The organism is Klebsiella sp. SWET4, assembly GCF_024296565.1.
In the GTDB taxonomy this organism is placed as follows: domain Bacteria; phylum Pseudomonadota; class Gammaproteobacteria; order Enterobacterales; family Enterobacteriaceae; genus Klebsiella; species Klebsiella variicola.
Map to the genome: position 1 here is coordinate 1 of NZ_JANCOB010000011.1, position 12406 is coordinate 12406.

General features: G+C 62.1%; 10 protein-coding genes. 2 read left to right on the forward strand and 8 right to left on the reverse strand.

Annotated features, from left to right (window positions below):
- Nucleotides 1-385: 385 nt before the first annotated feature.
- The 5 genes from NKJ21_RS21360 to NKJ21_RS21380 form a co-directional block, all read right to left on the reverse strand.
- On the reverse strand, nt 386-1090 hold the full coding sequence (locus tag NKJ21_RS21360) for an ABC transporter ATP-binding protein (RefSeq protein WP_232672816.1): 705 nt from the start codon (nt 1088-1090) through the stop codon (nt 386-388).
- Nucleotides 1077-1913, reverse strand: a complete 837-nt coding sequence (locus NKJ21_RS21365; RefSeq protein WP_232672815.1) for an ABC transporter ATP-binding protein — start codon at nt 1911-1913, stop codon at nt 1077-1079. The genes NKJ21_RS21360 and NKJ21_RS21365 overlap by 14 nt, the downstream gene beginning before the upstream one ends.
- Nucleotides 1906-2739, reverse strand: coding sequence for an ABC transporter permease (locus tag NKJ21_RS21370; RefSeq protein ID WP_023282269.1), 834 nt, complete (start codon nt 2737-2739; stop codon nt 1906-1908). The genes NKJ21_RS21365 and NKJ21_RS21370 overlap by 8 nt, the downstream gene beginning before the upstream one ends.
- Nucleotides 2739-3761, reverse strand: a complete 1023-nt coding sequence (locus NKJ21_RS21375) for an ABC transporter permease (protein ID WP_008805559.1) — start codon at nt 3759-3761, stop codon at nt 2739-2741. Before NKJ21_RS21375 ends, NKJ21_RS21370 begins: the two co-directional genes overlap by 1 nt.
- 121 nt (nt 3762-3882) lie before the next feature.
- Nucleotides 3883-5451: an ABC transporter substrate-binding protein gene (locus tag NKJ21_RS21380; protein ID WP_008805560.1), complete on the reverse strand. Its 1569-nt coding sequence runs from the start codon at nt 5449-5451 to the stop codon at nt 3883-3885.
- 205 nt (nt 5452-5656) lie between these two features.
- Here NKJ21_RS21380 and NKJ21_RS21385 point away from each other — a divergent pair, with 205 nt between their 5' ends.
- Nucleotides 5657-6352 carry a GNAT family N-acetyltransferase gene (locus NKJ21_RS21385; RefSeq protein WP_239270576.1) on the forward strand — a complete coding sequence of 232 codons (696 nt, stop codon included), beginning with the start codon at nt 5657-5659 and terminating at the stop codon, nt 6350-6352.
- 120 nt (nt 6353-6472) lie between these two features.
- Here the strand turns inward: NKJ21_RS21385 and betA are convergent, their stop codons facing one another.
- From betA to betI, 3 genes are read right to left on the reverse strand one after another with little or no spacing between them, the layout of a single operon-like run.
- On the reverse strand, nt 6473-8137 hold the full coding sequence (gene betA, locus NKJ21_RS21390; protein WP_032753849.1) for a choline dehydrogenase: 1665 nt from the start codon (nt 8135-8137) through the stop codon (nt 6473-6475).
- A 13-nt stretch (nt 8138-8150) separates the two neighbouring features.
- Complete coding sequence (gene betB / locus NKJ21_RS21395; RefSeq protein ID WP_023297195.1) at nt 8151-9623, reverse strand: betaine-aldehyde dehydrogenase; 1473 nt, start codon at nt 9621-9623, stop codon at nt 8151-8153.
- 13 nt (nt 9624-9636) lie between these two features.
- Nucleotides 9637-10224, reverse strand: coding sequence for a transcriptional regulator BetI (betI, locus tag NKJ21_RS21400; RefSeq protein ID WP_117115379.1), 588 nt, complete (start codon nt 10222-10224; stop codon nt 9637-9639).
- A gap of 128 nt (nt 10225-10352) precedes the next feature.
- Between betI and betT the strand changes: the two genes are divergently transcribed.
- Nucleotides 10353-12386 carry a choline BCCT transporter BetT gene (betT, locus tag NKJ21_RS21405; protein ID WP_008805564.1) on the forward strand — a complete coding sequence of 678 codons (2034 nt, stop codon included), beginning with the start codon at nt 10353-10355 and terminating at the stop codon, nt 12384-12386.
- Nucleotides 12387-12406: the final 20 nt, after the last annotated feature.

Genomic DNA, 12406 nt, shown 5'->3' on the forward strand with positions numbered 1-12406 from the left:
ATGCGGGCTGCCCCGGCCTTCCGGGAACGTCTCAGCGATGTTGAGGCCGCCAGCATCGGCAGTTTCAGCAACAATGGTGAATAAATTAACGACAGGTCGCACGAATCCCAGGTCGGGTAAGCGGAGCGCCACCCGACAAAACAACGGCGCATCGGGCTAAGGCGCCGGGCTGTGGGGACAGGGTGCGCTCTGTTGCCCTCACCCCGGCCCTCTCCCACAGGGAGAGGGGGAAAACCGAGCCTCACTCCGGCTCTTCATACACAGGGAGAGGGGGGAAACCGGCAGTTTCAGTCGCCGCAAGTGGGTAAATTAACGACAGGTCGCACGGACCCCAGGTCGGGTAAGCGAAGCGCCACCCGACAAAACAGCGGCGCATCCGCTGACCTCACCTCATCCGGTGTTCTCCGTTGACCAGCGCTTCGCGATCGAAAAAGCGCTGGATCACACCCTCCGCCATAAACGCCGCTCGATCGGACATATGGGCGATGACGTCGGCATCGTGGCTGACCAGCAGATAGGTCATGCCGTGCTCCTGTTTCAGGCGATTAAGCAAATTGAGAATTTCCGCCTGCACTGACATATCCAGCGCCGAGGTCGGCTCATCCAGCAGCAGGATCTGCGGGCGCAGCAGCAGGGCGCGGGCAATGGCCACGCGCTGCCGTTGCCCGCCGGAGAGCTGGTGTGGATAGCGGCGGACGGCGTCGGCGGCCAGACCCACCTGCTCAAGGGCGGTGGTCACCCGCGGGGAAACGTCGCGGATGCCGTGGATCTGCAGCGGCTCCGCCAGGGTGCGCCACAGAGTATGGTTGGGATGCAGCGAGGCGTACGGATCCTGAAACACCATCTGCACGTTGCGCCGCAGCTCGCCCTGAAAGCGGGCGCCCGGCGCGATGCCCTGGCCCAGCAGTTCCACGCTGCCGCGCCATTCGCGCTGTAATCCGGCGAGCACGCGCAAAATCGTCGATTTACCGCAGCCCGAGGCGCCGATCAGACTGAAGGTTTCCCCGGCGTCGACACAGAAACTGGCGGCAGAGACCGCCGTCTTCGCGCCGAATGTTACCTGCAAATCCTGAAGATTAACGATCGCCATCGGCCGTCTCCGTAAAGTCCTGGGTTCTGTCGAGGGTCGGCAGCATCTGGCCGTAGGTGTGCGCATTTGGCCGGCAGGTCCACAGGGTGCGGGTATAAGGGTGCGTCGCGCTCGGTAGCGCCCGCGCCGGCATCTCATCGACCTGTCTCCCCTGGTACATCACCAGTACGCGATCGCAATGCGCGGCCACCAGCGGCAGATCGTGGCTGATCAGTAACATGGCCATCTGCCGCTGCGTGCACTGCTCCACCAGCAGCTCGAGGATCTGGTTGCGCAGGCGGGCGTCGAGGGCCGAAGTTGGCTCGTCGGCTATCAGCACCTTCGGGTTATTAAGCAGCGCGAGGGCGATCATCACCCGCTGCCCCATCCCGCCGGAGAGCTCCCCGGGATAGCGGCTGAGGACCGGCAGATCCAGACCGACGGCGGCGATGGCGTCTTTAACCGCCTCGGCGCGCCCACGGCGGCTGAGACGCTGATGCAGGGTTAACGCCTCTTCCAGCTGCGTCTGAATGGACTGCACCGGATTCAGCGCATAGCGCGGATCCTGCAGCACCATAGCGATATCGTTGCCGCGCAGCGCGCGCCAGCCGCGGGCGCTGAGGGTTAGCACATCGCGCCCCAGCACCTCCAGCCGTTCGGCGCTCACCACCCCGGGCTTGCGCACCAGGCCCATCAACGCCCGGGCGGTCATCGATTTGCCGGAGCCAGATTCGCCCACCAGCGCCAGCCGCTCGTTGCCGAGGGTGAAGCAGACGTTGTCCACCACCCGGGCGGTGGGGTAGTCGACGGCGAGTCCCTGGACGGTCAGTCGGATGTCAGTCATGTTGCGGCTCCAGAATATCGCGCAGGCCATCGCCCAGCAGGTTAAACGCCAGGCTGGCGAGCAGGATCGCCGCGCCGGGGATGGCAGCGATCCACCACTGGTCGAAAATCACCTGCATCCCGTCGGCAATCATCGCTCCCCACTCCGCCATCGGCGGGCGGGCGCCCAGGCCGAGAAAGCCGAGACCGGCGGCGGCGAGGATAATGCCCGCCAGATCGAGCGCCAGCCGGACAATCGCCGACGGCAGACACAGCGGCAGAATATGCCCAATCAGTAGCCGCCAGCCGCGGATGCCCAGCATCTCCGCCGCGGCGAGGTAGTCGCTATGGCGCAGGCGCTGAATTTCGCTGCGCGCCTGACGGGCGTAGGCCGGCCAGGTGGTCAGGGCTAACGCCAGCGCGCCGTTGACCAGCCCCGGGCCGAGCATCGCCACGAAAGCGAAGGCGAGGATCAGGCGCGGCATCGACATCACCACGTCGGTAAACCGCATCAGTATCCGCTCCAGCCACCCGCCATAGTAGCCGGAGAGGATACCTACCAGCAGCCCGACGGGCAGGGTAATGGCGGTCACCAGCGCCACCAGACCCAGCGCCGGGCGGGCGCCGTAGAGCAGGCGCGACAGCAGGTCGCGGCCGTAGCTGTCGGTGCCGAGCCAGTGCCCCGCACCCGGCCCCTGCAGGCGGGCGGCGGCATCCTGCCAGTTGGGATCGTGCGGCGCCAGCCACGGGGCGAACAGTGCGGTCAGCACCAGCAGGATCACCAGGGTCAGGCCGCTGAAGGCGGCGGGGGAGCGGCGCAGACGGCGTAAAAACAGATAAGTCGGCATCAGCGCACCCTCGGATCGGTTAACCGCACCAGCAGGTCGGTCAGGTTATTGATCAGCACAAAACTCACGCCAATCAGCAGCGTGCCGCCCATGATCGCCGTGGTATCTCCGGCGAACAGCGCGGTGGTGAGGTAGCGGCCGATCCCCGGCCACGAGAAGACGGTTTCGGTGAGCACCGCCCCTTCGAGCATGGAGGTCCAGGCGAGAGCGGTCACCGTCAGCAGAGTGCCGCGGATATTGGGCAGGACGTGGCGCAGCAGAATCGTCATCTCTCCGGCCCCTTTGGCCCGCGCCAGCAGAATGTACTCTTTGTTCATCTCGCTCAGGCAGGCGGAGCGGGTCAGACGGGTGATGCTCGCCAGTGAGTAATAGGCCAGCACCAGCACCGGCAGCGCCAGATGGCCGATCGCATTTTTAAACGCCGCGGTATCGCCGGAGAGCCAGGTGTCGATTAGCGCAAAACCGCTGCGTGGCTCGACGGTATACTGATAAATATCGTCGAGTCGACCCGGGCCCGGCGCCCACTGCAGCCGGGCGTAAAACAGGGCCAGCATCAGCAGGCCGAGCCAGAAAATGGGCACCGAGTTGCCCAACAGGGTAAAGGTGCGCACCGCCAGATCCCACGGCGAACCGGCGTAACGGGCGCACAGCACCCCGGCGACGATGCCCAGTACCGCGCCGACGATCAGCGCCAGGGTCGCCAGCTCAAGGGTCGCCGGGAAGACCGCCAGCAGATCGTGGAGCACCGGCTGGCCGGTGGCGCTGGCGATGCCAAGATCGCCATGAGCCAGGTTGACCAGGTAGTGCCAGAACTGCACCGGCAGCGGCTGGTCGAGACCCAGCTGATGGCGAACCTGGTCATAGGTCGACTGGCTGGCATGGTCGCCGACGATCTGCAGTACGCGGTCGACGGGCGACAGCGCGGAGAGCGAGAAGGTGACCAGCAACAGCCCGAACAGCGTGAGCAGCAGCGTCAACAGCCCCTGCAGCAGGCGGGTAAGGTGAGTGGAAAACGATGGCATGGAAAATGGAAATTCCTGGTATATCAACATGATTCCCGGCGGCGCGACGCCCGCCGGGCCCGGGTGGCGAAACGGTCATCCGGGCCCGGCGAGGCCGCCGGACCCGGTGACCAAAACCCGCTTACTTGGTGACGTTATCGTACCAGACCATATCGGCGTTCAGCCCCTGCTGATAGCCCTTCACGTTATCGCGCACCACGATCTGGGTTTTCCCCTGGTCAATAAAGACGTATGGCGAATGCTGCAGCAGGGATTCCTGCATCGTTTTGTACAGGTCGAGGCGCTTCGCCGGGTCCGGCTCCGCCACCGCGGCGAGGGTGGCTTTATTCAGCTCAGGGATCTGCCAGCCGTTGAGCCCGGCCACGGTGCTGGACTTACCATCGTTCCAGGCAAAGGCGCTGGCGTTGGAATGCGCATCAAAGTAGTCCGGGATCCACAGGCGGATCGCCGCCTGATGCTGCTTCGCGCGTACCCGGGCATAAACCTGGCTGCCGGCGGCCGGCAGCAGATCCACTTTCACCCCGCCCTGGGCAAAGCTGGCCTGCAGCGACTGGGCGATGGTGATAAACGGCGGTTTGTTCTCCACGTCGAGGGTGAAGTGGGCATCCTTAATACCCGCTTTATCGAGGATAGCCTTAGCTTTTTGCGGGTCGAAGGTGAACGGATTGGTTTCCAGCGCCCCCGGCAGGCCGGCCGGCAGGAAGCTTTGGTGAATAAAGTACTGGCCTTTCAGCAGATTTTTGGTGATGCCCTCATAATCGACCAGCCAGCGCGCCGCCTCCCAGAAGGCCGGATTATTCAGCAGCGGGTTGGCGCTGTTGGCGGTATTAAACACCAGGTAGTTCTGCTCGGCGGACGGGATGCTCAGCACCTTCACGCCGGGTTTATCCTGCAGGGCGGCAATCTGGTCAGCGCCGAGATCGCGCGCCACGTCGGCATCGCCCTGCTGGATCAGCAGGCGGCGGGAAGCCGGGTCGGGGACGTTTTTAATAATGATGCTCTTGATCTTCGGCGCGCCGGTGGGGGAGCTGGCGTTGGCTTCCAGCACGATGGCCTGATGTGGCTGGTAGACGCGCATTTTATAGGCCCCGCTGCCCGCCGAGTGCATCTTCAGCCAGTCGTTGCCGAAGTCATTATTTTTCGCGTTCGGCGCTACCTGTTTTTCATCAACGATGGAGGCGATAGGGGTGGAGAGAATATTCAGCGCCACCGCCGGGCTGACGTCGGCGGTCCAGTGCAGCGTCAGGGTATGGTCATCAATCTTTTTCAGCTGGCTGGCGATGTTGTCCGGCTGCCAGCCGAGCACGTTGAGAATAAACGCCGGCGATTTATTCAGCGTCACCGCACGGGTGTAAGAGAAAATCACATCTTCCGGGCGCAGCGGATTACCGGAGGCGAATTTAGCATCCGGCTTCAGTTTGATGGTCAGGGTTTTCGCCGCCGGATCGGCCTGCCAGCTTTCGGCGAGGATCGGTACGATTTTTTCAGGGTTGTTGCGGTCCGGCTGCACCAGACGCTGATAGAGGCTGGGGACCGTCTGAATGCTGGAGAGTTCGTTCGCTTCCGCCGGGTCGAGGCTGACGATATCGTCGAGACCCTGGGCGACCACCAGCGTGTTGGGCGGTGTAGCGGCATGCGCGGCGGCGGTGAGCGCCGTCAGTACCAGTAAAGGCAACAGTTTTTTGGTCATGTGCAATCCCTGAAAAATGGTTGTTTTAATTTTTTATGCCTCGCTACGTTAGGCCGCTTGCCAAAAGGCGTAAAGTCAAAATAAGGATATCCTTATGCTAAAAACGCATATTCAAGAACGACAGGTTATTGCCGGCCGCGCAGAAGCGTCTTTCTCCGCTTCTGGCTTCTTGCTATAACAAATCGTCTATTGCAAGGAGGTGGGTGTGCCGGAAATCAATGAGTTTGGCCAGCAGGTGAACGACCTTGTTCCTGGCTGGCAGGGGGCGCAAGTCCTGCGGCGGACGGCGTTAAATGGCCGTTTTTGTCGACTGGAGCCGCTGGACGTTGACCGTCATGCGGCGGATCTGTTTGCCGCCTATGCGCTCGGCGACAACAGCGACTGGACGTGGCTGGCGTCTACGCGGCCGGAGAGCGTGGCGGCGACCGCCCACTGGATCGCGGGCAAGGTGAATGATGATGCTCTGGTGCCGTATGCGGTGGTTGACCTGCGTAGCGAGCAGGCGGTGGGCATCGTCAGCTATATGGCGATCGAGCGGGAAATGGGCACGGTTGAGATCGGCCATGTCACTTGGTCGCGACGGATGAAAAACACCCCGCTGGGTACCGAAGCGGTCTGGCTGTTACTGAAGAACGGCTTTGACCATGGCTACCGTCGGCTGGAGTGGAAATGCGATTCGATGAATGTCGCCTCGCGCCGGGCCGCCGAGCGGCTGGGCTTTAGCTGGGAAGGACGTCTGCGGCATAGGCTGGTGCGTAAAGGGCGGACGCGCGACAGCGATATGCTGTCCATCATCGACGGCGAGTGGCCTGCGCGCGATGCGGCGCTGCGGGCATGGCTGGCGGCGGAGAACTTTACTGCCGACGGGCAGCAGATCAAACGCCTTGAGGCATTTCGCTAACATCAACCTATGTGGTCAAACCCCGGAACGGCACCCCGGTCGCGCTGCGCTTACCGGGGCTACGTTACATTGCCTCAGGGTAGGCCGGGCAAGGCGTAGCCGCCGCCCGGCATTGACCCGTTAACGGCGAACCGGCGCGTCGCCAGCGACATAATACGCCGCGGTGCTGCGCGGCAGCGGCTGGCGGCCGCGAATGGCGTCGGCCATCTTCTCGCCGATCATAATGGTGGTGGCGTTGAGGTTGCCGGTGATGATCTGCGGCATAATCGAGGCATCGACCACCCGCACGCCTTCCAGACCGTGGACGCGGCCCTCGCCATCGACCACCGCCATCTCGTCGTAACCCATCTTACAGGTCCCGCACGGGTGGAACGCGGTCTCGGCGTGGTTGCGCACAAACTCATCCAGCTCGGCATCGCTCTGGCATTCTGTTCCCGGACTGATTTCGCGGCCGCGATACTTATCCAGCGCCGGCTGGTTCATGATTTCGCGGGTAATGCGGATGGCGTCGCGGAACTCCTGCCAGTCCTGCTCATGGGACATATAGTTAAACAGGATCGCCGGATGGGCGTGCGGGTCGCGCGACTTCAGGCGCACGTGGCCGCGGCTGGGCGAACGCATTGAACCGACGTGGCACTGGAAGCCGTGCTCTTTCACCGCGTTGGAGCCATTGTAGTTAATCGCCACCGGCAGGAAGTGGTACTGAATGTTCGGCCAGGCGAACTCTGCGCGGCTGCGGATAAAACCGCCCGCTTCGAACTGGTTGCTGGCGCCGATGCCGGTGCCGCCGAACAGCCACTCGGCGCCGATCTTCGGCTGGTTCCACCACTGTAGCGCCGGGTAGAGCGACACCGGCTCTTTGCATTCATATTGCAGATACATCTCCAGATGGTCCTGCAGGTTCTCACCCACGCCGGGGAGATCGTGCACCACCGGGATATCGAACTGCCTGAGCAGCTCCGGGTTACCCACGCCGGAGCGCTGCAGGATCTGCGGCGAGGCAATCGCCCCGGCGCACAGCAGCACCTCTTTGTTGGCCGTCGCTTTTGACGGGATCGTGCTTTCTCCCTCCAGCCACTCGACGCCCACCGCGCGCTTGCCGGCAAAAATAATGTGATCGGTCAGCGCATGGGTGCGGATGGTCAGGTTCGGGCGACCGCGCGCCTGGTCGAGATAGCCGCGGGCGGTGCTGGCGCGACGGCCCTGCGGCGTCACGGTGCGGTCCATCGGGCCAAAGCCTTCCTGCTGGTAGCCGTTGAGATCGTCGGTACGCGGATAACCCGCCTGCACCCCGGCGGTGACCATCGCCTCGAAGAGGGGATTATTACCCGGCTTCGGCGTCGTCACACTCACCGGGCCATCGCCGCCGTGATAGTCGTTAGGCCCGATATCGCGGGTTTCCGCTTTCCGGTAGTAGGGCAGGCAGTTGAGATAGCTCCAGTGCTCCAGACCCGGCTCTTTGGCCCAGTTGTCCAGATCCATCGCGTTGCCGCGGATGTAGCACATGCCGTTGATCAGCGACGAGCCGCCGAGTCCTTTGCCGCGTCCGCACTCCATGCGGCGATGGTTCATGTACGGCTCAGGTTCGGTTTCGTAGGCCCAGTTGTAGCGTTTGCCCTGCAGCGGGTAAGCCAGCGCGGCGGGCATCTGGGTGCGGAAGTCGAACCGGTAGTCCGGGCCGCCGGCTTCCAGCAGCAGGACGGAGGTGTTTGGATCTTCAGTCAGTCGTGTTGCCAGAACGTTGCCGGCGGAGCCGGCGCCAATAATGATGTAGTCAAATTGCAAAAAAACCTCCCGGTTAAAATATGGACTGGAATTTACCCATCTCAACCTGGATGGACTTCACCTGGGTGTAACTCTGCAGCGTCATGACGCCATTCTCGCGGCCAATGCCGGAGTGCTTATAGCCGCCAACCGGCATCTCCGCCGGGGATTCACCCCAGCTGTTGATCCAGCAGATGCCGGCTTCCAGCTGGTGGATAAGACGGTGGGCACGGTTGAGGTTGGGCGTCACCACGCCGGCGGCGAGGCCGTATTCGGTGGCGTTGGCGCGGCGAATGACCTCCGCTTCGTCGGCATAGCTGAGGATCGACATCACCGGGCCGAAGATCTCTTCGCGCACGATAGTCATCTCGTCGCTACAGTCGGTAAACACCGTCGGGGCGACCCACGCGCCGTTATCGAAACCGTCGCCTTTCAGCGCCTCGCCGCCGCACAGCAGGCGCGCGCCTTCGCGTTTGCCGCTCTCGATATAGCGCAGAACGTTGTCGCGATGGGGGAAGCTGACCAGCGGGCCGAAGTTGGTGTCATCGGCAAACAGATCGCCGGGGCGGATGCGGCCCACGCGTTCGAGGATCTTGTGCTCGAATTCCGCCTTCTGTTTCGCCGGGACAAACACCCGGGTGCCGTTGGTGCACACCTGACCGGAGCTGTAGAAGTTGGCCATCATGGCGATATCGGCGGCGAGGTCGAGGTCGGCATCGTCCGCGATAATCAGCGGCGATTTACCGCCCAGCTCCATGGTGACCTCTTTCAGCGACGATGCCGCGGAGTTGGCCATCACTTTTTTGCCGCTGGCGACGCCGCCGGTGAAGGAGATTTTGGCGATACCCGGATGTTCAGTCAGATACTGGCCGGTCTCCGCACCGATCCCTGGCAGGACGTTAAACACCCCGTCCGGCAGGCCCGCTTCGCTGTAAATTTCCGCCAGCTTGAGGGCGGTGAGCGGGGTGACCTCGCTCGGTTTGAAAATCATCGCATTGCCAGCGGCCAGCGCTGGCGCCGATTTCCACAGGGCGATCTGGATCGGGTAGTTCCACGCGCCGATCCCGGCTACCACCCCCAGCGGTTCGCGACGGGTATAGACGAAGGAACTGTCGCGCAGCGGGATCTGGCTACCTTCCAGCGCCGGGATCAAGCCAGCGTAATACTCCAGCACGTCGGCGCCGGTGACGATATCGACGGCGGCGGTTTCGCTGAGGGGTTTCCCGGTATCCAGCGTCTCCAGCCGCGCCAGCTCATCGTTGCGCTGGCGCAGAAGGTCGACGGCGCGACGCAGGATGCGCGAGCGTTCCATGGCGGTCATCGCCGCCCAGATTTTTTGCCCACGCTGCGCGCTTTCAACGGCGCGGTCGACATCCTCGCGTCCGGCAGCCTGAACGGTCGCCAGCACCTCGCCAGTGGCAGGGTTGATGGTCTCGAAGGTGCGACCGCTGGTGGCCGATGTATAACCACCATTAATATAAAGCTGCTGTTCTGCCATTCGGGACATAACGCCTCCTCGGTTATGGGTTCGGTAAATGCTGACGAATAAAGTGGCTGGTCAGCGACTGCGCCAGTGTCTTATCCAGCGGTTTGCCGCTGAGCGCCGCCCGCAGCCACAGGCCGTCTATCAGCGCCGCCAGCCCGTAGCCGGCCTCCTGCGCCTGCTCACGCGGCAGCTCGCGGCGGAATTCGTACACCAGGTTCGACAGCAGGCGACGGCTGCTGACCTGCTGTAACCGATAAAGCATCGGCTGGTGCATGCTGCTGGCCCAGAAGGCCAGCCAGGCCTTCATCGCCGCGCTGCTGATCTGCGTCTCATCAAAATTGCCGCCGACAATCGCCTGCAGGCGCTGGCTGGCGCTGCCGTCCGGCAGGGGGTGCAGACGGTTGAGCACCGCGTCGCGCAGCTGGCTGGTGATGTCGCGCATGGTCGCCTCCAGCAGACCATTTTTATCTTTGAAATAGTGACTGATGATCCCCGTCGATACGCCCGCCCGTCGGGCGATCTGCGCGATGGTCGCGTCATGCATTCCGACTTCATTTATTGCGTCCAGCGTGGCGTCGATCAGTTGCCTGCGCCGGATTGGCTGCATCCCCAGTTTGGGCATTTTTGCCACTCCATTCATCAGCGTTGGTTAACTATTAAAGCGGTTTTTGATTGGACGTTCAATATAAAATGTGTCTTAATTGTTACGTTATTGAATTTTAATAGTTACAAAAACAGTGGGGATACTGGATGACAGATCTTTCGCAAAACAGAGAAAAGGACAAAATCAATCCGGTGGTTTTTTATACCTCGGCCGGACTGATTTTGTTGTTTTCCCTGATGACGATCTTTTTTCGCGATTTTTCTGCCGAGTGGATTGGGCGCACCCTCAACTGGGTGTCGAAAACCTTCGGCTGGTACTATCTGCTGGCGGCGACGCTGTATATCGTCTTCGTCGTCTGCATTGCCTGCTCGCGCTTCGGCTCGGTGAAGCTCGGCCCGGAGCAGTCCAAGCCCGAGTTCAGCCTGCTGAGCTGGGCGGCGATGCTGTTTGCCGCCGGGATCGGTATCGACCTGATGTTCTTCTCGGTCGCCGAGCCGGTGACGCAATATATGCAGCCGCCGGAAGGGGCGGGGCAGACCATCGAGGCGGCGCGCCAGGCGATGGTATGGACGCTGTTTCACTATGGCTTAACCGGTTGGTCAATGTATGCCCTGATGGGCATGGCGCTGGGATACTTTAGCTATCGTTATAATTTGCCGCTCACCATCCGCTCGGCGCTGTACCCGATTTTTGGCAAACGGATCAATGGGCCCATCGGCCACAGCGTCGATATTGCGGCGGTGATCGGCACCATCTTCGGCATCGCCACCACCCTCGGTATCGGCGTCGTGCAGCTCAACTACGGTCTGAGCGTGCTGTTCGATATTCCGGACTCGCTGGCGGCAAAAGCGGCGCTGATTGCGCTGTCGGTGATCATCGCCACCATCTCCGTCACCTCCGGGGTGGACAAGGGCATCCGCGTGCTCTCCGAGCTGAACGTCGCCCTCGCGCTGGGGTTGATCCTGTTCGTGCTGTTCATGGGCGATACCTCCTTCCTGCTCAATGCGTTAGTGTTGAACGTCGGCGACTACGTCAACCGCTTTATGGGCATGACGCTGAACAGCTTCGCCTTCGACCGGCCGGTGGAATGGATGAATAACTGGACGCTCTTTTTCTGGGCGTGGTGGGTGGCCTGGTCGCCGTTTGTGGGCCTGTTCCTGGCGCGCATTTCGCGCGGACGCACCATCCGCCAGTTTGTGATGGGCACCCTGATTATTCCGTTCACCTTTACCCTGCTGTGGCTATCGGTGTTCGGCAACAGCGCGCTGTATGAGATTATTCACGGCGACGCGGCCTTTGCCGAGGAGGCGATGGTCCACCCGGAACGCGGATTCTACAGCCTGCTGGCGCAGTACCCGGCGTTTACCTTTAGCGCGTCGGTGGCGACCATTACCGGTCTGCTGTTCTACGTCACCTCCGCCGACTCCGGCGCGCTGGTGCTGGGGAACTTCACCTCGAAGCTGAAGGACATCAACAGCGACGCCCCGAACTGGCTGCGCATCTTCTGGTCGGTGGCCATCGGTCTGTTGACCCTCGGGATGCTGATGACCAACGGCATCTCGGCGCTGCAGAACACCACGGTGATCATGGGTCTGCCGTTCAGCTTTGTGATTTTCTTCGTGATGGCCGGACTGTATAAATCCCTGAAAGTGGAAGATTACCGCCGGGTCAGCGCCAGTCGCGACACCGCCCCGCGTCCGATGGGCCTCCAGGATCGTCTGAGCTGGAAGAAGCGCCTGTCGCGGCTGATGAATTACCCGGGCACGCGCTATACCAAACAGATGATGGAGACGGTGTGCTACCCGGCGATGGAAGAGGTAGCCCAGGAGCTGCGGCTGCGCGGCGCCGCAGTGGAACTGAAGAGCCTGCCGCCGGAAGAGGGCGAGAACCTGGGCCACCTCGATCTGCTGGTGCACATGGGCGACGAGCAGAACTTTATCTACAAGATCTGGCCGCAGCAGTACTCGGTGCCGGGCTTTACCTATCGGGCGCGCAGCGGGAAATCCACCTATTACCGGCTGGAGACCTTCCTGCTGGAGGGCAGTCAGGGTAACGACCTGATGGACTACAGCAAAGAGCAGGTGATCACCGATATTCTCGACCAGTACGAACGGCACCTGAACTTTATCCATCTGCATCGGGAAGCGCCGGGGAACAGCGTGATGTTCCCGGATGGCTAATCAGGGAAGCCCCCGTCGGG